Annotated in this window: 19 protein-coding genes; 4 read left to right on the forward strand and 15 right to left on the reverse strand. The window is 69.4% G+C overall.

Annotated features, from left to right (window positions below; translation table 11 throughout):
- The first annotated feature begins 1 nt into the window (after position 1).
- Complete coding sequence (locus EUC46_RS05205; RefSeq protein WP_128773129.1) at positions 2-226, forward strand: helix-turn-helix transcriptional regulator; 225 nt, start codon at positions 2-4, stop codon at positions 224-226.
- Here the strand turns inward: EUC46_RS05205 and EUC46_RS05210 are convergent.
- On the reverse strand, positions 166-1,389 hold the full coding sequence (locus tag EUC46_RS05210; RefSeq protein WP_128773130.1) for an acyltransferase family protein: 1,224 nt from the start codon (positions 1,387-1,389) through the stop codon (positions 166-168). The genes EUC46_RS05205 and EUC46_RS05210 overlap by 61 nt on opposite strands.
- A gap of 482 nt (positions 1,390-1,871) precedes the next feature.
- On the opposite strand from EUC46_RS05210, the gene EUC46_RS05215 reads away from it, so the two are divergent.
- Positions 1,872-3,329 (forward strand): sugar porter family MFS transporter, encoded by a 1,458-nt coding sequence (locus EUC46_RS05215; RefSeq protein ID WP_128773131.1) that lies wholly within the window; start codon positions 1,872-1,874, stop codon positions 3,327-3,329.
- A gap of 87 nt (positions 3,330-3,416) precedes the next feature.
- Here the strand turns inward: EUC46_RS05215 and EUC46_RS05220 are convergent, their stop codons facing one another.
- The 11 genes from EUC46_RS05220 to EUC46_RS05275 all read right to left on the reverse strand — a co-directional run bounded on the left by EUC46_RS05220 (position 3,417) and on the right by EUC46_RS05275 (position 18,460).
- Positions 3,417-6,998 (reverse strand): proline dehydrogenase family protein, encoded by a 3,582-nt coding sequence (locus EUC46_RS05220; protein WP_128773132.1) that lies wholly within the window; start codon positions 6,996-6,998, stop codon positions 3,417-3,419.
- 1,959 nt (positions 6,999-8,957) lie between these two features.
- Positions 8,958-10,031, reverse strand: a complete 1,074-nt coding sequence (gene era / locus EUC46_RS05230; RefSeq protein WP_128773133.1) for a GTPase Era — start codon at positions 10,029-10,031, stop codon at positions 8,958-8,960.
- Complete coding sequence (locus tag EUC46_RS05235; RefSeq protein WP_128773134.1) at positions 10,028-11,317, reverse strand: hemolysin family protein; 1,290 nt, start codon at positions 11,315-11,317, stop codon at positions 10,028-10,030. The genes era and EUC46_RS05235 overlap by 4 nt, the downstream gene beginning before the upstream one ends.
- A complete protein-coding gene (gene ybeY, locus EUC46_RS05240; RefSeq protein ID WP_128773135.1) occupies positions 11,314-11,772 on the reverse strand; it encodes an rRNA maturation RNase YbeY in 459 nt (152 codons plus the stop codon). The genes EUC46_RS05235 and ybeY overlap by 4 nt, the downstream gene beginning before the upstream one ends.
- Complete coding sequence (locus EUC46_RS05245; protein ID WP_128773136.1) at positions 11,769-12,917, reverse strand: PhoH family protein; 1,149 nt, start codon at positions 12,915-12,917, stop codon at positions 11,769-11,771. The genes ybeY and EUC46_RS05245 overlap by 4 nt, the downstream gene beginning before the upstream one ends.
- Before the next feature lie 146 nt (positions 12,918-13,063).
- Entirely contained in the window at positions 13,064-13,933 is an 870-nt protein-coding gene (locus EUC46_RS05250; RefSeq protein WP_128773137.1) for an EamA family transporter, read from the reverse strand.
- 150 nt (positions 13,934-14,083) lie between these two features.
- The gene (locus tag EUC46_RS05255) at positions 14,084-14,830 is read right to left on the reverse strand and encodes an ABC transporter permease (RefSeq protein WP_128773186.1); all 747 of its coding nucleotides are present in this window, start codon (positions 14,828-14,830) and stop codon (positions 14,084-14,086) included.
- Between the two features lie 41 nt (positions 14,831-14,871).
- Positions 14,872-15,615 (reverse strand): ABC transporter ATP-binding protein, encoded by a 744-nt coding sequence (locus EUC46_RS05260; RefSeq protein ID WP_206645904.1) that lies wholly within the window; start codon positions 15,613-15,615, stop codon positions 14,872-14,874.
- Between the two features lie 210 nt (positions 15,616-15,825).
- Positions 15,826-16,461, reverse strand: coding sequence for a TetR/AcrR family transcriptional regulator (locus EUC46_RS05265; protein WP_128773138.1), 636 nt, complete (start codon positions 16,459-16,461; stop codon positions 15,826-15,828).
- 246 nt (positions 16,462-16,707) lie between these two features.
- A complete protein-coding gene (locus EUC46_RS05270) occupies positions 16,708-17,454 on the reverse strand; it encodes a DUF4241 domain-containing protein (RefSeq protein ID WP_164918755.1) in 747 nt (248 codons plus the stop codon).
- A 199-nt stretch (positions 17,455-17,653) separates the two neighbouring features.
- Positions 17,654-18,460 (reverse strand): 16S rRNA (uracil(1498)-N(3))-methyltransferase, encoded by an 807-nt coding sequence (locus EUC46_RS05275; protein WP_128773140.1) that lies wholly within the window; start codon positions 18,458-18,460, stop codon positions 17,654-17,656.
- Between the two features lie 59 nt (positions 18,461-18,519).
- Here EUC46_RS05275 and EUC46_RS05280 point away from each other — a divergent pair, with 59 nt between their 5' ends.
- Complete coding sequence (locus EUC46_RS05280; protein WP_206645905.1) at positions 18,520-19,338, forward strand: YggS family pyridoxal phosphate-dependent enzyme; 819 nt, start codon at positions 18,520-18,522, stop codon at positions 19,336-19,338.
- A gap of 145 nt (positions 19,339-19,483) precedes the next feature.
- Here the strand turns inward: EUC46_RS05280 and EUC46_RS05285 are convergent, their stop codons facing one another.
- From EUC46_RS05285 to hrcA, 3 genes are all read right to left on the reverse strand, one after another.
- Positions 19,484-20,860 carry a hypothetical protein gene (locus tag EUC46_RS05285; protein WP_128773142.1) on the reverse strand — a complete coding sequence of 459 codons (1,377 nt, stop codon included), beginning with the start codon at positions 20,858-20,860 and terminating at the stop codon, positions 19,484-19,486.
- Positions 20,861-21,732: 872 nt separating this feature from the next.
- The gene (gene dnaJ, locus EUC46_RS05290) at positions 21,733-22,848 is read right to left on the reverse strand and encodes a molecular chaperone DnaJ (RefSeq protein ID WP_128773143.1); all 1,116 of its coding nucleotides are present in this window, start codon (positions 22,846-22,848) and stop codon (positions 21,733-21,735) included.
- 56 nt (positions 22,849-22,904) lie between these two features.
- On the reverse strand, positions 22,905-23,996 hold the full coding sequence (gene hrcA / locus EUC46_RS05295; RefSeq protein ID WP_128773144.1) for a heat-inducible transcriptional repressor HrcA: 1,092 nt from the start codon (positions 23,994-23,996) through the stop codon (positions 22,905-22,907).
- A gap of 135 nt (positions 23,997-24,131) precedes the next feature.
- Between hrcA and EUC46_RS05300 the strand changes: the two genes are divergently transcribed.
- A complete protein-coding gene (locus tag EUC46_RS05300; protein ID WP_128773145.1) occupies positions 24,132-25,190 on the forward strand; it encodes a DUF3097 domain-containing protein in 1,059 nt (352 codons plus the stop codon).
- The last annotated feature ends 8 nt before the right edge of the window (positions 25,191-25,198 follow it).

Consider the following 25,198-nt stretch of genomic DNA (forward strand, 5'->3'; position numbering starts at 1 on the left):
CATGGCCGAGGAGAGCGTCCACAATCGGATCGCCGTCCTGCGCGCCGACCGCAGGGTCTCCCGCCGCGAGCTGGCCGAGGCCCTGGGCGTGCACTACCAGACCATCGGCTACCTGGAGCGCGGCGAGTACGCCCCCTCCCTCCACCTGGCCCTGCGCATCGCCCGCTACTTCGAGGTGCCCGTGGAGTCGGTGTTCTCCTTGGAGGAGTTCCCGCGCCTGACCTGACCGGCTCGCCCGGCCCCCCGGATTCGCCCCGGTCCGGGCAGGTCGGCGGGACCGGCCCGCCGACCTGCCCGGACCGGGGCCTGGGCCAGGTGCGCGTTGCCCCAGTGGCGCAGACGCCGTTCAATGGGGTGCTCAATGAAGCGGTAGAGGGTCCAGGCGGTGGCCAGGGCGAGGGCGAAGACCGGCGGGTACCACAGGAGATTGCCGACGGCCTCAGGCTGAAGCCCGATGGCGCCGCGCACCGTGTACATGACGGTGGCGTGCACAAGGTAGAAGGCGAAAGACCACGTCCCCAGAGTCACCAGAACTCGGTGGCGCAGCCAGGAGGGCCTTTGGGCAAGGTCGTTATTGGCGACCCCCAGAATGGTCAGCGCCGACAGGAGGGCCAGGACCTGCAGCTCCAGGTACTTGACCCACGTGGACCACGGATCGGTCCACCCGTAGTGGCGGGAGAGCACGGACCAGGTAATAAAGGCGGCAATGGTGAGGTACCCCATCCAGGGACGGACCCACCTGCCGACACCGAGTTGGACCAGGCGGGCCACCACCATGCCCAGGGCGAACTCCCCGAGGCGGGCCACGGGGCTGGGCAGGGCGGCCAGGGGACTTGAGGCGTCATGGATGACGACAATGCGCTGGGCCAGAACGACGGCGATCACGGCCCCCAGGGCGAGCAGCGCCCCGCGTCGCATAATCCGCCCCAGGACACGGTTCAGCCACGGATGAAGGGCGTAGAAGAAGGCCTCCACGCCCAGGGTCCAGGCGGCCGGGTTGCCGGAGAGCAGGATGGTCGGAGTAGTGGACCAGCTCTGAAGCAGCACCGCGGACAACAGCAGTGGCGCCAGGGCCAAGGGCTTGACCCAAGGATGGTTGGGGTCCGGTGCCGTGGAGTAGAACACGGGGATCGCCAGGAGCAGAGCGGCAATGTGGGCCGGGTAGATGCGGGCGAAGCGCCGCCAGTAGAAGTTGGCGACCGTTGTGCCCGAAACGCCGGCGGACCAGGTGAGCACGAAACCGGAGAGCACGAAGAAGAAGGCGACGCCGTGGTTGCCCAAGCGCGCCACGTCCTTCAGGCCGGGTACCGGCGCGAAGACCTTCATGTGGTAGCAGAAGACGGCGAAGGCGGCCCACCAGCGCAGGCCCGTCAACGAGTCTAGGCGCATAGCGTCCAGCTAACGGGAGACGCTGTGGCAGGCACCGCGGCGAAACAAGTGGGGAGACGTGCGGGGGGAACAGTCACTCTTCACAGATTACAGCCCGGCGCGGGGACGCCCGACCGCGCTGCCGGCGCCCCGGGAGACGTGGTCGGCACAGCCGTGGCACACCACACCTTGACATGTGCCATGCGCCACATTTAGCGTGAGTCACTGTCGTCCCTGTCCACAAGACGGCGTCGACCCCTGCATCGGCCCGTGCATCCCACCCGCCGAGCACCCCGGTGCGGCCCACCGAGCCGGCACCTGCGCCCAACACCGCTGCGACAACCCCTACCGGTCGCCGAAGCGGCATTGACGGCCGATTCGGCCGCACCGCGAGTCCCCATGGCCGCACGCGGCACTGCACGGCACCGCGGTGCCCACCATGAGTCCTATTGGGCCTCTACCGCTGACAGCCCGCCCCTCCACCGCCCTCCCCACCACTTGGCATGCTCCGCAACGGCGCGAGCACGCCGCTTACTCCACCGCAGGAAGTACCCACCATGAACCCACTTGTTCTACGCTCATCAATAGTCGCTGCGGTCGGAGGGTTAATCTTCGGCTTCGATACGGCCGTGATCTCCGGGGCCCACGACGGCATTACGAAAACATTCGGTATCACCGAGTTCCAGTATGGCTTCGTGGTCGCCACGGCTCTCATTGGGACTATCGTCGGCGCCGCGATTGCGGGGCGGCCGGCCGACCGCTACGGGCGCAAACGCGTCCTGCTGTGGATTGGTCTTCTCTTCCTCTCCGGGTCCCTGCTGACCGCCATTGCACCCAACCTGTGGCTCCTCATGGCCTTCCGCGTCCTGGGCGGTGTGGGCGTGGGTATGGCCAGTGTCCTGTCCCCCATCTACACCGCGGAGATCGCCCCGCCGTCCTTTCGCGGACGCCTGGTGGGCCTGGTGCAGTTGTCCATTGTCGTCGGCATCCTAACGGCCTACCTGTCCAACTACGGAATACTTAAGCTCATCCCTATCGAGTACGCTGACGGGTCCCCGAGTCCCGCCTGGCGCTACATGCTCGCCGCCATGGCGGTACCCACCGTGATCTTCCTGATCCTATTGCCGACCATTTGCGAGACCCCGCGCTGGCTGATCGGCCAGGGCCGCATTGATGAGGGCGAGGCCATTACCCGCCGCCTCACCAGCAGTGAGGAGGAGGCCTCCTCCATGGTCGCCGAGATCAGGGAGCAGATCGAGCAGGATCGGGCGCTCAACGCGACCAAGGCGCCCTTCTTCGTGAGGCAGAACCGGAAGGTCATTCTTCTGGCCATTGCCATCGCCGCCTTCAACCAGCTCTCGGGTATTAACGCCGTCCTGTACTACGCCCCGGAGATCTTCAAGCTCGCCGGTTTCGGCACTGAGGCCTCCTTCCTGCAATCAGCCGGCATTGGCCTGGTCAACCTCATCGCCACAGTGACGGCGGTCTCCGTTATCGACAAGCTCGGGCGCCGCAAGCTCATGCTCGTTGGGACCATCGGCTACCTCATCTCCCTGGGGGCGCTCACGGGCCTGTTCCTCATTATTAAGGACGAGGGCTCGGGCGGCGCGGCCCCCAACCTCGTGCTGGCCGCCCTGGCCCTGTTCATCGCCTCCCACGCCTTCGGCGAGGGCTCAGTCATCTGGGTCTTCATCTCTGAGATCTTCCCCTCGCGCATTCGCGCCCGCGGCCAGTCGCTGGGCTCGCTGACCCACTGGACCATGGCGGCCGTGGTGACCTGGGCCTTCCCCGGGCTCGTGGCCGCCACCGGGCCGGCGGTCGGCTTCGGCTTCTTCTTCGTGTGCATGGTGGGACTGCTGCTGTGGGTCATCTTCGTCATGCCCGAGACCAAGGGCATCGCCCTGGAGGACATGGACGAACACCTGGGCCTGACGGAGCCGGCTGCGGCCGGCGCGAAATAACCCCGGTCGATCCAACCGATCAGCAACAACGGGCACGGGGGTGGTGGCCAATGCGCAGGCCACCACCCCCGGTCGCTCCCCCTCGTCCTAGTGCAGCAGCCCCTTGGCCAGATCCAGGGGCGTGCCGAAGCGGTGGCTGGTTATGGCCACAGCCTGCTCCCGCAGGAAGGTCAGCAGTTCGGTGTGCGGGCAGGTGGTGACCGGCCCGGTGTAGAGGGCCACATCGGGGCTGCCACCGGTGAGGGCACTGGCCTGCTGCCACAGTTCCTCACTGGGAACCCTCCTGTCCCCCACAATGCGCACGCGCACGCCCAGGGCGCCTGAGGAGGCCATGTCGGACAGACGGGCCTCCCACACGGCGCCGCGCTCGACAGCCACCTCCACGCCGGCCCCCAGCAGGGCCGCGCGCAGCGCCTGGGGCAGTGGCTCGGCCACCGACAGGCTCACCAGCCCCCCGGCGCGAATGCCGGCGGCCATGACCCGGGCCAGGTCCGATTGGTGGGTGCCGGCCTGGGCGCGCACCACCACCGTAGTGGGTCGGTAGCGCAGGATATTGCGCTCGCACGCCAGGGCGGTGACGTCCTGGTTCTGACCGTAGACGCGCTCCCAGGCCTGGGCGTCGGCAACGAGCGCACGGCGCAGGGCGGCGACCTCCTGGTGGTCCAGATCCGTGCGCACGGCGTCGTAGACGGCGGCGACCCGGGGGTCGAGTGTGGAGTCCAGGGTCTGGTGCCCGCGCTCGACGGCGTCGTGGTGCTCGCCGCCATCCCCGGGGACGACCTCACCCAGTCCCAGCAGGTAGCTGGGACCGCCGGCCTTGGTGGTCGAGCCGATCGCGGAGCGCTTCCAGCCGCCAAAGGGCTGGCGGCGCACAATGGCGCCGGTAATGCCCCGGTTGACGTAGAGGTTGCCCGCCTCCACGGCCTCCAACCACTGGCCGAGCTCCGCAGAATCGAGGGTCTGCAGCCCGGAGGTGAGTCCGTAATCGACGGCGTTGACGGCGTCAATGGCCTCCTGGAGCGTGTCTACGCGCATAACCCCCAGGACCGGTGCGAAGTACTCGGTGAGGTGGAATTCACTACCGGGCTCTACACCCATCCGAATGCCGGGACGCCACAGTCCCCCGCCGAGGTCCTGGGGCTCAAGCACCCAGTGCTCGCCGGCCCCGAGGGTGGTCAGGCCCCGCAGGGCCTTGGCGTCGTCGGGGACCACGACCGGGCCCACCTGGGAATCGAGGTGCTCGGGCAGGCGCACCCGCAGGGAGGACGTCGCATCGACGAGCTGGCGGGCAATGCGCGCCGAGCGGCCCGCCGAGCCGACCAAGATGAGCAGGGAGGCCGCCGAGCACTTCTGGCCGGCGTGGGCGAAGGCGGAGGAGACGACGTCGCGCACCGCCAGGTCGGGATCGGCCGACGGGGTGACGATAATGGCGTTCTTGCCGCTGGTCTCCCCCAGCAGGTGCATGTCGGGCCGCCAGGAGCGGAATAGGCGCGCAGTGTCGTAGGAGCCGGTGAGGATAACGCGCTCAACACTCGGGTGAGTCACCAGGTGCTGGGAGACCTCCCCGTCCTCGACGGGGGCCAGGACCAGAACCTCCTTGGGCACGCCGGCGTCGTGCAGGGCCCGTACCAGCTCGGCGGCGCAACGGCGTGCCGGGGGCGCCGGCTTGAGGATGACGCCGCTGCCGGTGGCCAAGGCGGCCACGACCCCGCCCACGGGGATGGCCACCGGGAAGTTCCAGGGGGAGGCGACAACCGTCACGGCCACGGGCTGGAAGCGCGCCCCGGCCATGTGCTCGGGGTCCTCCAGCTCCAGGGCGGCCGAGGCGTAGTGATGGCAGAAATCGATGGCCTCTGAGACCTCGGGGTCGGCCTGGTCAATGGTCTTGCCGGCCTCGGAGGCGGCAACCTCAATGAGTTCGCCGCGGCGGGCGGCTAGAACATCCCCGGCGTGGTGGATGACGGCGGCCCGCTCCTGGGCGCCGCGCGCGGCCCAATCGGCGGCCGCCGCGGAGACGGCGGCAATGTTGGCGTCCGCGTCCGCGGTGGTGGCCCAGGCCTTCTCACCGTCCTTGACGGCCTTGACGCCGCGGGTGGAGCCGGGAACGGCGGCGGCAATGTCGCGGGCCCACTGGCGGTTGGCGGCCAGGGCCGGGTCGGAGTCGGGGGTGGAGGCGAAGGGGCGGCGGGCCTGCTCGGCGGTGGTTCCCGCCGGCTCGGATACGCCGCCAGCGGCTTCGGTGAGCCGGTCCTGGGTGCGCCGGGGCACCGGCACGGGCGCGTCGGGGTCCAGCTCGGCCAAAGCGTCCAGGAAGCGGAGGCGCTCACGATTGAAGACGTCCTCATCGGCGGCAATGTCGAAAACCCCGGACATGAAGTTGGCGGGGGCGGCGTTCTCCTCCAGTCGGCGCACCAGGTAGGAGATGGCGACGTCGAACTCCTCGGGGTGGACCACGGGAACGTAGAGGAGCAGGTGGCCGACATCTCGCCGCACGACCTCGGCCAGATCGGTGGCCATGCCGGAGAGCATCTCGAACTCGACGGCGTCCTCCACGCCGCGGGCGGCGCGCAGTTCGTAGGCGAAAGCGATGTCGAAGAGGTTCTGGCCGGCCACGCCCAGGCGGATGCCGGCAGTGCGCTCGGGGGTCATGGCCCAGGCGAGCATGCGCTTGTAGTTGGTGTCAGTGGCCTGCTTGGTGGGCCACGTGGTCAGCTCCCAGCCGTGGATCTCGGCGTCGACCGTCTCCATGGACAGGTTGGCGCCCTTGACCACGCGCACCTTAATGCGGCTGCCGCCCTCGGCCACGCGCCTGGCGGCCCACTGCTGGAGGCGTTCGAGGGCGGCCAGGGAGTCCGGCAGGTAGGCCTGCAGGACAATGCCCGCCTCATAGCCGCGCATGTCCTCCTGGTCGAGGATCCTGGTGAAGACCGCCAGGGTCAGGTCGAGGTCCTTGTAGTCCTCCATGTCGAGGTTGAGGAAGGTGTCCTTGTCCCGGGCCAGGCGGTACAGGGGGCTGAGGGCCTCCACCCCGTGGGCGACGACCTCCTCGAAGCCCCAAGGGTTGTGGGGGCCGGTGACGGCTGAAACCTTAATGGAGACGTAGTCGACATCATCGCGCTCCACCAGGCGGGAGACCTCGGCCAGGCGGCGGGCGGCCTCCTTCTCGCCCAGGACGGCCTCGCCCAGCAGGTTGACGTTGAGGCGGTTGCCGCTGGCGCGCAACTTGGCCAGGGCCGGTCCCAGGCCGCGGTCGGTGGCATCGACCACGAGGTCGCCGACGAGCTCGCGGAAGGTGCGCCGGGCGATGGTGGCCGCGGTCCTGGGGGCCACGCGGGAGGCGACTCCGCCCAGGCCCATGGCGGCGGCCAGCGGGGCCGGCAGGAAGTCGGTGCGCCCCGCGGCGAGCCTGGCCAGCGCCGCCCCGGCGACGTCGAGGTCGGCGGGGCGCACAACGTCATCGACGAAGCGGGTGGTGAAGGTCAAGCCCTCGGGGTCGGCGAGGATGGAGGACAAGAGCTTAGCGGCGCGCGGCGTGGGCTCGTGGACGGACTCCTCGACCCAGCGCCGGGCGCGCTCCACGGCTTTGAGACCGAGGTCCCAGAGGTCGTCTGGGCAGGGGCGCTCCGGGCTGTGGTCGGGGCGGATCGGTGCGGGCACGGGAACGCTCATGGTGGCTGCCTCTCGCTGGACGCGCTTCAACCCGCACATTCTGCGCCATGATTGTGGTTTTCGCACCTATTGCCGGCTTCTCCACAAGGTGTCTTCGCCCACCGCAACCACTTCGGGGCCGGGGGGCCGAGCGCCGGCGGGGGCGCCGGGCGCCAACCCGGTCAGTCCCGGTCAATAGAGCATGGGGAACAGCCCCCAGTAGGCCAACTCCAGAAGGAGGACTATGGTCCCTATTAGGGCGCTGGCCAGGACCCCGGCGGCAGGCCGGGTCAGGAACCGGGGCCCCCCGGTGGTGCGGCGGGTCCGGCACATGCGCCAGGCCCGCTGCACCACCTTGACCAAGATGACCAGGGTCAGGAGCGCTGAGACCTGGGCGGCGAGCCAGCCGCCATAGGAGATCCAGGCGTTGGTCTCCTGGTCCAGGGCCAGGCGAATAACAGCGCCGATGTAGACCAGGTAGAGCGCCCAGGTGCCCAAGACCGACAGGCACAGGCTGACTGTCCATCTCCCAATGGGCGCCGGCAGGCGCAGGCCTGCGCGGCCGCCGAGGCAGGGAAGCTGGCCCAGCCCCCATCCGGCGCCCGCGGCCGCCACCAGGCCCAGGCCGGCGACAATACCGGCGAGCATGAGGTCGCCCGAGGCGTACCAGCGGGTGGCACCGGGCCGGCTCGCCCGGTGCTCCTGGGTGGGGGTGGCCCCGGCCACGCGGGGGGGCGGCGTCCGCGGTGGCGGGCAGCCCCGTCACCCACCGGGCCAGGTCGCGGGCCACCCCCGGGGCCAGGGGCCCGTCGGTGTCGCCGCCGAGTTTGAGGCCGTGGTTGGCATCGGCGTAGTAGCGGACCGTGAGCTGGTGGTTGCCGTTGACCTGAATGGAGTCCCACACCCGCAGCGGCCCCTGAACCACCGGCATGGAGCGGTCGGCGGTGCCGTAGAGCATGAGAATGGGCTGGGTGAGGCGCTGTTCGTAGGCGGCCGGGTCGACATCGGCGTACTCAAAGCCGCCGGGCACCTGGGACGCCCCCAGGACCCGCGGAATAATGCGCATTAACGGCTCTGGCACGCCCACGTCGCGCAGGTAGGAGTCGGCGGCGAAGGCCGCTTGCTCGCGCAGGGAGACGATCGGTGCGGAGGCCAGCACCAGGAAGGCGACCCGGGGGTCCTCGGCGGCCAGGATTACCCCGGGGATGGCCCCCTCGGACTCCGCGTACAGGCCCACGTGCCCGGGGTCGACGCCGGGCAGGGAGCGCAGGTAGTCCACCGAGGCGCGGTAGTCGTTGGCCATGGAGATGTAGTCGCGCTCGGTAAGCGAATAGTCCTCCATGGGTTTGGAGGGCACGAGCGTGGTCGCCCCGGCGGAGGCCAGGGCCTGCGCCTGCTCGGCGAAGCCGTCAATGCTCTGGGTGCCGGCGCCGTGAAGGAAGACGACGCCGGGGGTGCTCGTCTTGACCCCCAGGGGGCGGCGCAATAGGGCGGGAAGCTGCTCGCCGTCGGCCTGGGTAATGGTCACGGTGGTGGTCTCAACCTGGTAGGTGCCCACGGGGGCGGTGACCGCATTGCCGCCTATGGCGGTGCTGGTGGAGGCGGGCAGCAGCGGGTTGGGGACCGGCTCGGGGCGCCAACGCGGACCGGCGAGAGTCCCGATCAAGCTCAGCCCCAGGACCACGACCACCACCGCCCCCATGGTGCGGTGGTCCTCCGAGACTGCTAGCACCAGGGCCGCTAGGCCCAGGGTGCAGATAATCTCCCAGATCTCGTCGCCGCCGGTGCCCAGGAGCGCCAGGGTCAGGGCGACGGCTCCAGTGGCGACCAGCACCAGCAATGTGGTGGCGCGAGAGCTGCGCCACAAGTGCGCCACCAGGCGCCACCCCCTTGTGGGGAGGGCGGCCAGGAATCTCCAGCCCGAGCGGATTTCCGCGCGGGTGGGGTGGACGGGCTCCCCCCGGGGCCGGCGCCGGATCATTAGAACCCGAGCTTGGCCAGGGCCTTGGGGTCGGACTGCCAGTCCTTGGCGGTGCGCACGTGCAGGTCGAGGTAGACCTTGCGGCCCAGCAGTTCCTCAATGCCGGCTCGCGCCCGCACGCCGACCTCCTTGAGCCGTGCCCCGCCGCGGCCAATAATGATGGCCTTCTGGGAATCGCGCTCCACCACGAGGCTGACGCGCACCTGGAGGCGCTGGCCGGCCCCCTTGATGTAGGCGCCGCGTTCGCGGGCTGAACGCGGGTCGACAATCTCATCGACGACGACGGCCAGGGAGTGGGGCAGCTCGTCGTGCACGCCCTCCAGGGCGGCCTCGCGCACGAGCTCGGCGACCATGACCTGCTGGGGCTCGTCGGTAATCTCCCCAGTGGGGTACAGGGGCGCCGAGAGCGGCAGGTGGCCCATGAGGACGTCCTCCAGCACGGTGACCTGCTCACCGGTCTTCGCGGAGACCGGGACAATGTCGGCCCAGTCGCCGAGCCGGTCAACGGCCAGGAGCTGGGCGGCCAGCCCCTGGCGCGAGACGGTGTCCGCCTTGGTGACGACGGCGACCACGGGAGTGCGCAATTCGGCGAGATCCCGGGCGATAAAACGGTCGCCGGGGCCGATCTTCTCGTTGGCGGGCACGCAGAAGGCGATGACGTCGACCTCGGTGAGGGTTTCGCGCACCAGGTTGTTCAGGCGCTTGCCCAGTAATGTCTTGGGGCGGTGCAGGCCGGGGGTGTCGACCAGGACGAGCTGGGCGTGGCGGCGGTGGACGACGCCGCGCACATTGTGGCGGGTGGTCTGGGGCCGCCCGGAGGTAATGGCGACCTTGGCGCCCACCAGAGCGTTGGTCAGGGTGGATTTGCCCGCGTTGGGGCGCCCAATGAGGCAGGCGAAGCCGGCATGGAAATCCTCGGGAATCGTGGGGATCACGATCCGGGCGGGGGCGCCCGGGTCCTCCTGGTCCCCTGGGCCCTCCAGGGCATTGGGGCCGCCCATGAGTTCGGTGTCAGTGGGGAAGCGGACGGGCTGGGTGTCGCTGGTCCTGGGGCTGTCCGGCTTGTCGCTCATTGCTCTCGCTGTTCGTCGTCGTCTGGTTCGGGGGCGCGCGAGGCCAGGAGACTGGCGACCTGGCGGCGCCTCCCGCTGGCCTCCTCGGCCACCAGGCGCACGCCCTGGGCGTCCCCGGTGGCCCCGGGCAAGGGGACCCGGCCAATGGCCTTGGTGAGTAGGCCGCCGGCGGTATCGACGTCGTCGTCGTCGATCTCCAGATCGAACAACTCGCCGAGCTCGTCCAGGCCCAGGCGCGCCGGGACCCGGAAGGTGCCGTTCCCGAGGTCTTCAACCTCGGGCTCGGCGCGGTCGTGTTCGTCGGTGAGCTCTCCGACGACCTCCTCCAGAAGATCCTCCATCGTGACCAGCCCGGCGATGCCCCCGTACTCGTCGACGGCCAGGACCATGTGGATGTGCCTGGTCTGCATCTCGCGCAGCAGGTCGTCGGCCAGTTTGGTCTCGGGGATGTAGACGGCTTCGCGCACGAAGGCGGACACGGGCAGGTCCTCGTGATCCGGGTGGGCGGCCAGGCGCCGCAGCAGGTCCTTGAGGTAGAGGGTGCCGCGGATGTCGTCGGCGTCCTCCCCAATGACTGGTACACGGGAGTAGCCCGAGAGGGTGAACAGGCGCATGGCGGCGCGCGCGGGTTTGGTGGAGTCAATGGTGACCATGTCGGGGCGGGGCACCATGACTTCGCGCACGAGGGTCTGGCCGAGTTCGACCACCGAGCGCATCATCTGGCGGTCCTCGTCCTCAATGGTGTCGCTCTCACCGATCTCGTCGATCATCTCGCGCAGGTCCTGGCTGACGGCCTCACGGGCCTCGGCCTGAGTGAGGGTGGCCGAGCGCCCGAAGCGCGACTCCAGCCACCGCCAAGGGCCCCCCAGGGTGTCAACGCGCGCCAACAGGCCCCCGAGGGCCAGGAGGGTGGCGTCGGGGTTGCGGCGCCCCACTGAGCGCGGTGAGATGCCGGCCACCAGGCCCAGGAGTACGGCGTTGACGACCACGGAGACGGCCAGGACCTCCCACCAGACCTCCAGGACCCCGGCGACGGCGAGGGTGAGCAGGATGGCGGCGAGCATGTCGACGGCGACGCGCACCGAGGCCACCACGCCCAGCACCTGGGCCCGGCGCTGAGCCAGGTCGACCACGCGTGCGGCGCCGCGACGGCCGTCCTCGAGAAGGTCCTCGGCGGCGGCCCGGGTCATGCGGGTCAGGGCCGCCTCGCCCGCCGATAGCAGGGCGCCCAGTGCCAGGATGAGGACGGCCCCGGTGGTCAGGAGGGCGACCGGTGTGCCGTTCACGCTCCGCGCTCCGCGAGGAAGGTGAGCAGGAGGGTGCGCTGAAGCTCGAACATCTCCCGCTCATCCTGCTCCTGGGCGTGGTCGAAGCCCAGGAGATGGAGAATGCCGTGGGTGGCCAGCAGCAGCATTTCCTCGGCGGCCGAGTGGCCGGCGGCAATGGCCTGCTTGGCGGCGACCTGGGGGCAAATGACGACGTCGCCGAGCGTCCCGGCGGGGGTCGGCGCGCCGGGGGCGCCGGGGCGCAGTTCGTCCATGGGGAAGCTCATGACATCGGTGGGGCCGGGCAGGTCCAGCCAGCGCTGGTGGAGCTCGGCCATGGGCTCAGGGTCAACGAAGATAATGGCGAGTTCCGCCAGGGGGTTGACGTGCAGGGCGCTGAGGACGTGGTCGGCCAAGGCCGCGAACTCGGCTTCGTCGAGCACGACCTCGGTCTCATTGTTGACCTCGGTGGTCATGGGCGGCTCCTCTCGCGAGTGGTGGGCCCGGTGGCGCCCTCACGGCCGCCTGTGGTGGTGCGGTCCCGGGGGCGGTGGGCTTGGCCGGCGGCCCGCTCGGCGTCGTAGCGGGAGTAGGCGTCAATAATGCGGCCCACGAGCCGGTGGCGCACCACGTCCCGGCTGGTGAGCTCGCAGAAGGCGATGCCGTCGACGTCGGACAGAATGCGGCGCACCACCACCAGCCCCGAGGGGCGTGAGCCGGGCAGGTCTACTTGGGAGGTGTCCCCGGTGACCACCATCGTGGAACCGAAGCCCAAACGGGTGAGGAACATTTTCATCTGCTCGGGGCTGGTGTTCTGGGCCTCGTCGAGGATGACGAAGGCGTCGTTAAGAGTGCGCCCCCGCATGTAGGCCAGCGGCGCGACCTCTATGGTGCCCGCGGCCAGCAACTTGGACAGGGCCTCGGGGGCGAGCATGTCGTGGAGAGCGTCGTAGAGGGGCCGCAGGTAGGGGTCGATTTTGTCGCTCAGGGTTCCGGGCAGGAAACCGAGGCTCTCCCCGGCCTCGACGGCGGGGCGGGTGAGGATAATGCGGGAGACCTGTTTGCGGGCCAGGGCATCGACGGCCTTGGCCATGGCCAGATAGGTCTTGCCGGTGCCGGCCGGGCCGATGCCGAAAGTGATGGTGGTTTCCTTCATGGCGTCCACGTAGGCCTTCTGTCCCAGGGTTTTGGGGCGAATGGTGCGGCCGTGGGCGGTCAGGACGTCCTCGGTGAGAACGTCGGCGGGGCGGGCGGCCGTCTCCAGCAGGCCAATGGCGCGCTCGACGGCGTCCGTGGTCAGGGGGGTGCCGGTGCGGGCTATGTCAATGAGCTCGGCCAGCAGCAGGACGACGATGTTGACGCGCTCGGCCTCGCCGGTGACAGTGACCGTGGTGCCGCGCACGTGGATGTTGACGTCGGGGAAGCCCTCCTCTATGGCCCGCAGAACCTCGTCGCGGGCCCCCAGGAGGGTGACGGGGGCCAGGTCGTCGGGCAGAACCAGAGAACGGGTGTCAGGGGCTGAATCCGGGCGTGCGGACGCGAGGGCCAATGGGTCGCCGGCTTGGGTGGGCTGAAGGTTGTCGGTGCCCGCCGGTAGGGCGGCTGTCGGGCTGTGGGTCATCGTGGCCTGATCGTACTGTGCGGGCCGGAGTGCGGTACCGCCATACGCCTCCGGGGCGGGACCGGGACCGGTCGGCGCGGGCGGCCCCGCAGCGGCGAACCGGGGCCGAGACTCGCCTCAGGGCATTCCCGCGCCATGAGCTCGGCTCACACCACCATGGCCAAGGTGCCGACCACCAGGAGGAGCAGGCCGGTCAGGTAGCGCGCGCTCATGGTCTCGTGCAGCGCCAGGCCGGAGAAGGCGACGGTCACCAGGACGCTGAGCTTGTCAAGGGGAACCACCACGGACACCGGGCCGTCCTGGAGGGCGCGGTAGAAGCACAGCCAGGAGGCGCAGGTCGCCAGCCCGGAGGCCAGGATGAAGCACATCTCCTTGCGCGATACGCCCCGCACCTGGCTCCTCTTGCCAGTGACCGCCACCATGGCCCAGGCCATGACCAGAACCACCGCGGTGCGCACCGCGGTGCCGAGGTTGGATTCCACGCCCACAATGCCGGCCTTCCCCAGGATCGCCGTCAGTGCGGCGAACAGCGCCGAGCCCAGGGCGTAGGCGAGCCAGCTGCGCCCGTCTCGCAGCCCCCGTGGCAGGGCGGTGAGGTCATTGCGGTCGATCATGAGCATGGTGCCGGCCGTCATGAGCACCACGCCGAGAGCGCCCGCGGCGCTGAGCCGTTCCCCCAGGAGCACAAGGGCCAGGAGCACTGTCAGGACCGTGCTGAGCTTGTCAATGGGCACGACCTTGCTCACCGACCCCAACTGGAGGGCCTTGAAGTAGCACAGCCAGGACGCTCCGGTCGCCAGGCCGGAGGACACCAGCAGGACCAGGCTGCGCCCGGGCACCTGGGTGATGGAGTCGTGGGAGCCCACCAGCAGAACCATGAGGCAGGCCCCGGCCAGGACCACGGGGGTGCGCAGCGCCGTGGCCACGGTGGAGTCGGTGGTGCGCACCCCCGCCTTGGCGAGCACAGCGGTCAGCCCTGCGAAGAGGGCCGAGCCGCACGCGAAAACCAGCCACATGCCGTCAGCCTATCGGCTTGCCGGGGCGCCTCCATAGGGCCGGCGCCTCCATAGGGGCGGGCGGCATCTGAGGCGGGCGGCGCCGGAGGCCGGCCCCGTAGAGGCGGGCGCGCTGAAGGCGGGCGCTGGAGGCCGGCGGCGCCCGCCGCCTCAGCGGCTCCGGCGGGGCATGGTCACCGGCCCCAGGGCCAGGCACCCCAGGGCAATGGCCACCAGGATCACCAGGTCGCGGACGAGCTCGCCGGAGACCTCGGCACTGGAGCGCACCTGCCCCACTGCGTCGACCGCCCAGCTCATGGGCAGCACATTGCTCAGCCAGCGCAACGCGGTAGGAAGCTCGCCGCGCTCGACCAGCAGCCCGCACAGGAAGATCTGGGGGCCCACCACGATCGGCATGAACTGGACGGCTTGAAACTCGGTGCGCGCAAAGGTGGAGGCCAGCAGCCCCAGGGACACCCCCACCACGGCGTCGAGGGCGGCAATGAGCACGATCCACGCCGGGCTGCCCTGCGTGGTCACCCCCAGCGCCCAGTAGGTGACGGCGCACAGCACCAGCGCCTGCCCGACGGCGGTGACGGCGAATGCCGTCGCATAGCCGAAGAGGACGTCCGCCCGGTGCGCCGGCGTGGTCCACAGGCGCTCCAGGGTGCCGGTGGCGCGCTCGCGCAGCATGGCCACACTGGTGACCAGGAACATCACCGCCATTGGCAGGATGCCGATCATGTCGACGGCGATCCGGTCGAAAAGGACCGGACCCATGGGGGTGTCGCGGTAGATGAAGTAGAGCAGCACCAGCAGCACTGTGGGCACGGCCAGAATGAGGCCGACGGTGCGACGGTCGGCGCGCAGTTGGGCGAGGATGCGTACCGTGGTGGCGCGGTAGGTGCGCAGACTCAGGCGCCGCAGGCCCTCCGGGGAGGTGGATCGTGTTCTTGGGCTCATCGGGCATCTCCGGTGACAATGGCGAGGAAGGCGGCATCGAGGTTGGGGGCGCCGGTGCGCTCCAAGAGGGCGCCGGCGGTGTCGTGGGCCAGGAAGTGGCCCCCGCGCATGAGCAGGACGGAGTCGCATCTGGTCGCCTCGTCCATGACGTGACTGGAGACCAGGAGGGTGGTGCCGCGCGTGGCCAGCTCACGGAAGGTCACCCACAGGTCCTCGCGGGTCAAGGGGTCCAGGCCCACGGTCGGCTCGTCCAGGACGAGGAGTTCGGGGGCGCCAACCAGGGCGCAGGCCAGGGAGACGCGGTTGGTCTCCCCGCCGGAGTAGGTGGACACGGGCCGGTCGGCGAGCTCGGTCAAGTGAACCCTCTCCAGGGCCTCATCGACGCTGGTGGCCCGCTCCCCGGCCAGGCGGGCGAAGTAGGTGACGTTCTGGCGCGCGGTGAGGTCGGTGTAGATGCTCGCGCCCTGGGTCATATAGCCAACGCGGTCGCGCAGCGGGCGCGCCCCGGGTGCGTGGCCGAGGACCCTAACGCTCCCGGTGTAGCGCTGGACACCGACGAGGGTGCGCATGAGCGTGGTTTTGCCGCAGCCCGAGGGGCCGAGCAGGCCGGTAACGGTGCCCACGGGCAACTCCAGGTTGAGCCGGTGAAGGATCTCATTGCCGTTGCGAGTCACCACGAGCCCGTCAATGCTCACAGCCGACCGGGTGGCCCCATTAGAACCCGAACCACTTTTCATCATGTGATGAATATAGGACGACGGCGCCCCCGCGGCAAGACCCGGCCGGGATGCGATGCAGGCGCGCCCGAGAAGATCGCCTCGCTGCGATCCCGTCCGCCCTTGCCCGGGGCACGATGCGGGGCCCGCTGGCGACCGCGTCGGACCCACCAGTGCCGGCCCACCCCGTCGGCCCACCGTGTCAGCGTCCCGGGTGTCAGCGTCCCGGGTCCGCTATCCGCCCTGTCGCCCACCGGCGGCCCCGCCGGGGAGGTCCCCGGTGATGTAGCGCTGAATAGTGGGGCCCACGAGCGCGGCCACCTCTCCGGCGCCCAGCGGCGCAATGTCGCTCATCCGCGCCACCCAGCGGGACAACCCCAACCCAATGAGCTGGCCGGAGACCAGCTGGGCCCGCAGCATGGGCCTGTCGGGTGACAGGCGCCTAGTCAAGGGCTCCAGAATGCCGGTGGTGACGAAGTCGCGCACCGGATTAATGCTGGAGTCGTTCTCTATGGCGGCGCGGAAGACCGCGGTGAAGCGCTCGGCGCCCATCTGGTCCCATAAGGAGACGAAGGACCGCACTATCTCCGCCCCCACGTTCTCAGCGCCCAGGTCCCTAATGGCGGCGGCGCGCTTGGCGAGGTCAAGCTCGCTCCCGGATCCGGCCCCGGCGGCGATCACGGCCTGGACGAAGAGTTCAGTGCGGTCGGCGAAGTAGTGGTGGACCAAGGCCGGGTCGACGCCGGCCCGGCGGGCGATGCCGCGCAACGAGGCCCGGTAGCCCTCTTGGGCGAAGGCCAGGCGGGCAGCCGCCAGAATCGCCTCGCGGGCGTCTGGACTGCCGGCGGGTCGGCGTCCGCGCGGGGTCATGGCGCCACGCCGAGCCGCATGTGCGCCCCCAGGGGGCTACAGGGGCCAACAATGCCGGCCATAGGAGCCGCCCTCCGGTTTCTTTGACGGCCGTGGGGCGCGAAGCAGGCGGGCGCACTGGGGCGGGGGGCCGGCCGTCCCCCCTCGTGGCGCCGGCAAGACACAGGAAAACCCGACATGGGCGTATTGTCGCGCGTTTTAGGCCCACCGCGTCGAGGGTGCGCGGTTGCCGCCATCGCGCCCGGTTCAGTCCTCGTCGTTCTCGTCGTTCTCGTCGACGGCGAACGTCCCCACCACGCCAAGGTCAATGTGCAGGCCCACCGGAAGGCCGTCGGCGTCGCGGGTCAACACCACCGGGTAGACACCGTCCCCCCAGCCGGAGTGCGACAGGGCAACATTCTCCCCGGCTTCGGCCAGGGGCATGACAATGTTGGCCATCCCGGCCCGGTAGTGCTCGGAGGAGTCCATGAGGTTGAACCAGGAGTCGGCCTCTCCGGAGTCGAAGAGATCGCTGTACCAGTCGGCGCCGTCCTCCACCGCGGGCATAGCTGTGGCGACGGCCTCATGATCGACCAGGGCGACCGCGCCCGCGTCCACGGCCACGCCCCAGTCCGGGCCCGACACCTCCACCGCCTCTTCCACGGTGACCGGCTTGCCGTCGCCCAGCACAAGGGACAGGTAGGCCTCACGCTCATGGGACCCGTCCTGCTCCTTGGAGACGTCGGCGACCGTGACCCTGACCGGATAGTCGCCGGGCTTAACGTCGAAGACCGGGCCGTCACCCAGGCAGCAGAAGGGATCACAGGCTTCCACGCGCCCCGAGGGCGCGCGCAATACACCCAGGTCAACAACGGTCAGGTTCACCGTGTCCTGGGGGAAGAACTCCGAGTCCTTCTCAAAGGGGCTGGGGACCGGACCGTCATCGAGGGCGAAGAAGCTGCAGCCGTCGGTGTCATCAATATTGCTGGCATCATCGGTACTGGCATCGCTCATAGGTGCCATGCTAGACAAACACGACCCCGAGGCGAAATGGTCAGGTCTCCGACTCCCGGTGGCGCGCGCCGTCGCCGTGGGAGGTTATATAATGCCGCGCTCGACTCTGCCGCCTTCATTAAGGAATTGTTTCCCGGCGAGAACTTTCGAGAACTTTGCCGAGGACCGGGGAGCCTCGGGACCACGGCGGCGGCCGTTCTCAACCCCACAGGCCGGCGCGCTGCGCCAGGATCGCGAGTGCAATCGGCCCGGCCGAGGCGGTGCGCATGACATGGGGCCCCAGTCGCACCGCCTGGGCTCCCGCCTCTTCCAATAGCGCCGTCTCCTCAGCGGAGATACCGCCCTCGGGGCCGACGATGACGGCCACCACCGGGGAGGTTCCGCCTTCTCCCGGCTCCGGCAGGGCCGCCCCGGCAATGGGGGCGGTGGCCTCTTCGTGCAAGACCAGTACCGCTCCCCCGCCCCGGACAGCCTCCCGGGTCCAGGCGGCCAGGGCCGTGGTGTCCCGGGGCCCGGCGACCTGGGGCACGCGGGCGCGGCGGGACTGCTTGGCGGCCTCACGGGCGGCAGCGCGCCAGCGGGCGCGGCCCCTGGTGGCCTTCGGACCGTTCCACACCGAGACGCAGCGGTCGGCCTGCCAGGGCAGCACCTCCTCAACACCGACCTCGGTGGCGGTCTCCACGGCCCGCTCATCTCGCCCGCCCTTGGCCAGGGCCTGAACAAGAGTCAAGCGCAGCGGTGCGGCCGGTTCCTCGCAGCGCTCGACGACGCGCACCCCTAGGCGGTCCTTAACACCCCCGGCCCCGGGCTCAGTGACCTCGCAAATCAGGCGCAGCCCGGCCCCGTCAACCAGATCGACGCGCTCGGCGACCCGCAGGCGCCGCACCACAACAGCGTGGCGGGCCTCGGAGCCGGTGAGAACCAGTGGGGTCCCGGTGCTGGCGCTGGCAGCGGCGCCACTGGGCTCAAGAGTCTGGTCGGAGAGAATGAAGACGGGGGCGGTCACAGGGCCAGCCTACGGGCAGGGCCGCGGGCCCCATGCGCCCCGGTGCTAGCGTCGGCGCCATGAACGAGCCCGCTGCCCGCGCCAACGCCTCCTCCACTGCCTGCGCTCAGGGCACGGCCGGCGCGGCCCCGGAGGCTGTGATCGCACCGGCTGTAACAGTCGCGGATTTCCGGCGCAACCTGGCGGTCGTGCGCGCCCGAATTAATGCGGCCGCCGGGCGCGCCGGCCGCGACGTAGGCGAGATCCGGCTGCTGCCGGTCTCCAAGACGGTCCCCGAGGAGCGGCTCAGGGCGGCTTTTGCCGCCGGTATGACCCAGATGGGTGAGAACAAGGTGCAGGAGGGTGCTCGCAAGGCCGGGAACCTGGCGGACCTCGGTATTCACTGGGCCTTGATCGGCCACCTCCAGACCAATAAGGTCAAGCAGGCGGTGGCGTTCGCCGCGGAGTTCCAGGCCCTGGATTCCTTGCGGCTGGCCGAGGCCCTTGATCGCCGCCTTCAGGAGGCCGGACGCGCCCTGGATGTGTACGTGCAGGTCAACTCCTCGGGTGAGCCCAGTAAGTTCGGGTTGGAGCCCGAGGAGGTCGCCGGATTTCTCGCCCGGCTGCCCCACTACTCCTCGCTGCGGGTGCGCGGACTCATGACCCTGGCCGCACGCACCACCGATGAGGCCCGGGTGCGCGCGTGCTTCCATCTCATGCGTGAGCTGCGTGATGCCGGGCTCCAGGCGGGCACAGTCGGTGAAGGCGAACTGTCCATGGGCATGAGCGGGGACTTTGAACTCGCCATCGAATCGGGCAGCACCTGTGTGCGCGTGGGCCAGGCGATCTTCGGCGCCCGCCCCGACCCCACGCACCCCAGTGGCAACGCCACTCCGTGAGCGCCATGAGGGCGCCATGAACTCCGCGCCCCAGGGGCCCGCCGGCGGCGGAGCAGTGAAGATCAAGGAGTGGTAGCCCTTGGGCGACCAGCCCCTGGGAACCCCTGGGAATCCGTCCGACCCTTGTTCACATGTTCACATGGGTTCACATGCCCGTGACAACAGCGAGAACGACGGCGAGGAACGTGACGAAGATGAGCATTCCGGTCAGCGCCCCAAGAAGCCAACCCTTAAGGAAGGCGTAGTTATAGCTATTGGTGACCACCCCCAGCGAGCGGGCTGTTCTGTTGGCCAGGAGCATAGGGATTAATCCGAACAGGCCGAAGAAGAAGCTCACCCAGAAGGTTATTGACGCGGGTGGCAGTGCTGCCGGCGCGCTGGCCACAGGCGCGCCCCCTCCCCGCGCAGCCAGTTGGCCGGTCGGTACCAAGGTATAGGTCTGACCATCGGCACCGACCACCGTCAGCCCACCGAGACCCGTACCAGCCCCGGGAACCGGGGCCGCCGGCGCCCCCGGACCGGCACTTGGGGCGCCGGCCTGCGCAACCGCCCCAATACCGCCCGCCGCGCTCGGAGCGCCCACAGGAGGGGAATTAAGGCCCGCAGCATTATATGGTGCGGCACCGCCGGGAACAGGAATCGCCCTGGACAACTGCGCTCCAGCGGCCCACGAACGGGCCGAGCGCGACATGGCCGCCAGTGAGAGCACCAAGATCAATGCGAGCACGATTATGTCGCCGGCGGTATTGAACCACGCGAAATCCTCCCATACGTCCCGCCCGTATGCATCATAGTCCCGCACGAAAAAGGATCTTATAGACTCCATCGCGTCATATGCGTCATACCCACCATAATTAATGTAGCCGTCCTTACCTCTATAGATGAGGCGGAACACCGTATAGATGAATAAGGACGTCCAGGCGGCTGCCGCAGCCCCGACCATGCCCCCCGGACGGCGACTCACGTGAGCAACCAAACCGGCGACCCCGAACACCAAATACGCTGCGGCCGCCAATGCGGCCGCTAGGAAGTCCGGCCAGAAATACGAAAACCAATACAGCTGGAACGATATATCGATCGACAAAAAAAGCGTCAGATCGACCAAGAACAGCACCGCCAGCACCACAAAATACAGGCACACCCCGTGAGTCAAGCCGACCGACAGCGGCTGCGGCCGCCGCCATTGCGCGGTGGCGCTCCTTCCGCTGGCCGCCAACAGGCCGACGAGGCAGAGCACAAAAATCGCCAGAACGCTTATAGCATTTACGATAATATTAGTCGCGCCATAGCCGAAAAGCTCCACAGTCATTACCATAATTGCACAAACAGCCGCATGGACGCTTGTGATCATCAGGGCCACGAGCCCCGTGGGGAAGCGCCTTCGAACCAGCTGAACCAACGCAATAACGGCCGCAATCAGGGAGACGAAGGCGCCCTGCCTCCCCATCTCGAGCCCGCCTACTGCTCTGAACCACCCGCCGAGAATCACAATGATCCTCACGAGCGTAAGGACAATCGTCATAACGGTGACAATGATTGGTACCGCCAGGACGCCGGCTGCGGGGGCCGCTGCCACTGACTCCCGCCCGACAAGCCCGGGCTGCCCGGGCTGCACGGACTGCATGGGCTGCACGGACTGCATGGGCTGCACGGGCTGCATGGACGGTGAAGGCGCAGGGGGCGACATTCCCGCCGAGGGTGCCGGACCGCCAAGGGAGGCCGGAGGCGGCGGCGGGGACCCCAATGAAGCAGGCGCGGAGCTAGCCGCACCCGGGGAGACAGGGGAAGCGGAAGGGGGAGGGGGAGGAGAAGAAGGGGACGTTGACTCGCTCACAGCCCACATTATCCACGGCCCGCGCTCGCGGGCCGCGCCGGCACCAAGGACAAGTTATAGTCCTTTCCCGCTTTCCGTGGCCGGGTGCCGGCTCATCCCGGCGGACAACAGTCGGGTTGAGCGCGATGTGATCGCCAGCACTCCACCCGATGAGAGAACCTCGTTGCACATTCTTTCTTCCCTCAAGGAGTGGCGGGGCGCGGAATCCTGCGGATCTGCTCGGAATCCGGGGGCCCGGGAAGGGGATGAATGTGCGAACGGGGACGCCATTGCACATTCATCCTTGCCGAACCGATCCCCTGCGACGGGGGATCGTTGAAATACCAACGATCCCCCACAGGCCGGCGCAAGAAGAATGTGCAACACCGCCACGAGCGGCGTCATTGGGGTCTTCTCATCGGGGCGTGGTGGTTCTGCGTCTGGTGCTGGGGTGGAGGATGCTCGGGGCGGTAATGGTTTCGGTGGTGGCGGCTTTGCCCAAGGGCGCCGCGAACAGGTCAGGATCCTCCCCCGCCGGCGACCAGGTATCGGGGTATACGGAGTATCAGGGCGCCCGGCCCTCAGCGGCCCGAGAACTTGCCCTTCAGGCGGCCCATAACCGAATCGTCCTTGGCGAGGGAGAAGCCGTCTTCGCCGCGCGCCATGGCGAGTTCGCGCAACAGCTCCTTTTGCCGCTCGTCTAGGCGCGTAGGGGTCTCCACCACAATGCTCACATGGAGGTCGCCGCGGCCTTGTCGGCGCAGGCGGCCCACCCCCAGCCCGTCAAGAACAACCTCATCGCCCGGCTGGGTGCCGGGGCGCACGGAAACCTGGCGCGGGCCGTCAAGGGTCTGCAGCGAGAAGGTGGCGCCCAGGGCCGCAGCCGTCATGGGCACGCGCAACTCGGTGAAAAGATCGTCATCGCGGCGCTCGAGGAACTCGTGGCGCTTCTCGTGGATCTCCAGGTACAGGTCGCCGGCGGGCCCCCCGGCGGGCCCGGCCTCGCCGCGCCCGGACAGGCGGATACGCGTGCCGGTGGACACCCCCGCGGGGATGGTGACCTCGATGTTCTTGCGGACGCGCGTACGCCCCTCCCCCGCGCACTCCTGGCAGGGCGTGGCAATAATGGTGCCGAACCCGCGGCAGGCCGTGCACGGCGAGCTGGTCATGACGCTGCCCAGGAAGGAACGGGTCATGTGCTGCACCGAGCCCATGCCGTTGCACGCCGAGCAGGTCACCGGTTCAGTGCCCGGAGCGCAGCAGCTCCCACCGCAGGTGGTGCATGTGGCATAGGTGTCCACGGGCACCGTGCGGGTGGCCCCGAAGGTCACCTCGGCCAGCTCGACGTCGACCGCCACCAGGGAGTCCTGGCCGCGGCGCATGCGCGAGACCGGTCTACGGGCGCCGGTGGCGCCCCCGAAGAATGATGTGAAGATGTCGGCGAAGCCACCGAAGTCCGCCCCGGTGAAACTCGATCCGGCCCCGCGCAGGGCGTCCTCGCCGCCCATGTCGTACGTCTGGCGCTTGTCGGGGTCGGAGAGGACCTCGTAGGCCACCGAGACGGCCTTGAACTCCTCCTCGTGGCCGGGCCCGGCCACATCGGGGTGAAGCTGACGGGCCTTCTTGCGGTAGGCCTTCTTGATCTCCTCGGCAGTGGCCTGACGGCTCACGCCCAGCAGCTCGTAATAGTCGCTCACTAGGTTCCTTCGTACTTGCTACTTGCTCTTGGCGGTCTGATGGTGCGCTGGTCCGCTCATGCCTCGGGCCCTGACAGGAACCGGGAGAGGTAGCGGGCCACGGCGCGAACCGCGGCCATGGTGGCCGGGTAGTCCATGCGGGTAGGTCCAATAACGCCCAGGTGGGCGACGGCATCGCCCTGCCCCGGACCGTAGGAGGCGGTGACAACGCTGGCCTCCGCCAGGGCGTCGTCGCGGTTCTCGCTGCCGATGCTCACCCTCATGGCGGTGGCGTCGTCCCCATTGCCGGCCGGCCGGCCCAGCCGGGTCTCGGAGGCGAAGAGCCGCAGCAGCACCACCTGCTCCTCAATGGCGTCCAGCAGCGGCTCAATCGCCGAGAAGTCGGGGGTGGAGCGGGCCAGGTTCGCGGTGCCCGCCACCACCAGCCGCTCCTCGGCGTCAGGCCGCAGGGCCGCCAGGAGCTCGCCGGTAACGGCGGCCAGTAGGACGCGCTCGTCGTCGGGGGCGTGCTGGGCCAGGCGGGTCAGAATGGGCACGACCTCAGCGGCACGACGCCCCACCAGGGCGGCGTTGAGCCGCACGCGCAGGCGCTCCAGGGCCACGGGGTCAATGACCTCGCTCAGGGAGGGGGTGGCGGGCCGCCCCCCGGGGCCGGTAAAGGTCACAGTGCGCTGCTCCACGCGCCCGGTGTCGGTAATGATGACCAGCAGGAGCCGAGAGGGACCCAGGGCGACCAGCTCAAGGTGACGCAGGGCCGTGCGCCGCAGACTGGGGTACTCCACGACTGCGAGTTGACCGGTGAGCTGGGCCAGGACCCTCACGGTGCGGGCGACTACCTGCTCCAGGTCGACAGCGCCTGACAGCAGAGCGGTTATGGCCTCGCGCTCGGGGGCGGACAGGGGCTTAATGCGGGCCACTTCATCAACGAAGAGCCGATAGCCCTTCTCGGTGGGCACGCGCCCGGCGCTGGTGTGGGGCTGGTGAATGTAGCCCTCGTCCTCCAGGATGGCCATGTCATTGCGGATCGTGGCCGGGGAGACCCCCAGCTGATAGCGCTCGGCCAGCGAGCGGGACCCGACCGGTTCGCGGGTGCGCACGTAGTCGGTGACAATAGCGGACAGGACCTTGAGTCGTCGGTCATTGCCCATGGTCCCTCCTCGTAGCGCGCTGGTGCGGGTGCGGTTTCGGTGGCGCCCCGGCGGTTAGCACTCGCCGGGTACGAGTGCCATCCTACGCCGCGGTCCGGCGGGTCATCTCCTCCCAGGGCGTGACCTTCCCCTAGCGTGCCCAGGGTGAACACGCCCCCCTACCACTCCTCGCCCGTCCCCGGCTCGACGGCGGCCCGCCGGGCCGCCCTGCGCGCCCAGGCCGATCGCTCAGGTGCAGCCCCGGCGCACGGCCATCCCGCCTCCTCGCGCCGCCCCGGCGCCGAGCCGGCCGGTCCGCGCCTGGCGGACCGCTATGGCGCCGATGTGCTGGCCGCCGACCCGCACCGGGTGGGCCCTCGCGCCGTGCGCCCGCAGTCGGCGCGCATGCCGGTGCACCAGGGGCTGGTGGTCGAGGACCGGCAGACTGGTTTCGTGGGTGCGGTGGTCGCGGTGGAGAAATCCGGGGGCAGGCGCGTGGTGGTCCTGGAGGACCGTGCCGGGCGGCGCCGGGGCTTCCCCTTGGGGCCCGGCTTCTGGGTCGAGGGCCGCCCAGTGGTCCTCGACCCGCCGACTCCGCGCCCGCGCCCGGCCACCGGCCCGCTCAGTGCCGCCGGACGGCGGCTGACGGCCTCGGGCTCCTACGCGGTGGCTGACGGCCGGGCCCGCGTGGCGCGGGCCTCGCGCATTTGGGTGGAGGGAAGGCACGACGCCGAGCTGGTGGAGAAAGTGTGGGGCGACGACCTGCGCCATGAGGGCGTCGTCGTCCTCATGCTCGACGGCGTCGACAACCTTCCTGAGGTCATGGCCGAATTCGGCCCCTCGCCCACGCGGCGCGCCGGGGTCCTCGTGGACCATCTCGTGGCCGGCTCCAAGGAATCGCGCATTGCCCAGCAGGTGGCTTCCATGCCCGGGGGCCGCAACGTGCTCGTCCTGGGGCACCCTTATGTCGACGTGTGGCAGGCGGTCAAACCCGAGCGGGTAGGGCTGCGCGCCTGGCCGGCGGTGCCCCGCGGCACGGACATTAAGCGCGGCACCCTGGAGGCCCTGGGCTGGCCGCACGCCGACCAGGCCGACATCGCCCGCGGTTGGCAGCGAATCCTGGCCACCGTGCGCAGCTACAAGGACCTGGAGCCGAGCCTGCTGGGGCGCATGGAAGAGCTCATTGACTTCGTTACCGCGCCGGGCACCCGCTAACCGCCCCG

Source organism: Actinomyces oricola (genome assembly GCF_004104015.1).
Lineage (GTDB): Bacteria > Actinomycetota > Actinomycetes > Actinomycetales > Actinomycetaceae > Actinomyces > Actinomyces oricola.

Excerpts from the sequence above, each read along its gene's own strand:
- EUC46_RS05245 (WP_128773136.1), bottom strand. The coding sequence starts at position 12,917 with ATGACCCACAGCCCGACAGCCGCCCTACCGGCGGGCACCGACAACCTT.
- EUC46_RS05210 (WP_128773130.1), bottom strand. The coding sequence starts at position 1,389 with ATGCGCCTAGACTCGTTGACGGGCCTGCGCTGGTGGGCCGCCTTCGCC.
- EUC46_RS05205 (WP_128773129.1), top strand. The coding sequence starts at position 2 with ATGGCCGAGGAGAGCGTCCACAATCGGATCGCCGTCCTGCGCGCCGAC.
- EUC46_RS05260 (WP_206645904.1), bottom strand. The coding sequence starts at position 15,615 with ATGATGAAAAGTGGTTCGGGTTCTAATGGGGCCACCCGGTCGGCTGTG.
- hrcA (WP_128773144.1), bottom strand. The coding sequence starts at position 23,996 with ATGGGCAATGACCGACGACTCAAGGTCCTGTCCGCTATTGTCACCGAC.
- EUC46_RS05285 (WP_128773142.1), bottom strand. The coding sequence starts at position 20,860 with ATGACGATTGTCCTTACGCTCGTGAGGATCATTGTGATTCTCGGCGGG.
- EUC46_RS05215 (WP_128773131.1), top strand. The coding sequence starts at position 1,872 with ATGCTCCGCAACGGCGCGAGCACGCCGCTTACTCCACCGCAGGAAGTA.
- EUC46_RS05220 (WP_128773132.1), bottom strand. The coding sequence starts at position 6,998 with ATGAGCGTTCCCGTGCCCGCACCGATCCGCCCCGACCACAGCCCGGAG.
- EUC46_RS05270 (WP_164918755.1), bottom strand. The coding sequence starts at position 17,454 with ATGAGCGATGCCAGTACCGATGATGCCAGCAATATTGATGACACCGAC.
- EUC46_RS05280 (WP_206645905.1), top strand. The coding sequence starts at position 18,520 with ATGAACGAGCCCGCTGCCCGCGCCAACGCCTCCTCCACTGCCTGCGCT.
- EUC46_RS05265 (WP_128773138.1), bottom strand. The coding sequence starts at position 16,461 with ATGACCCCGCGCGGACGCCGACCCGCCGGCAGTCCAGACGCCCGCGAG.
- ybeY (WP_128773135.1), bottom strand. The coding sequence starts at position 11,772 with ATGACCACCGAGGTCAACAATGAGACCGAGGTCGTGCTCGACGAAGCC.
- era (WP_128773133.1), bottom strand. The coding sequence starts at position 10,031 with ATGAGCGACAAGCCGGACAGCCCCAGGACCAGCGACACCCAGCCCGTC.
- EUC46_RS05250 (WP_128773137.1), bottom strand. The coding sequence starts at position 13,933 with ATGTGGCTGGTTTTCGCGTGCGGCTCGGCCCTCTTCGCAGGGCTGACC.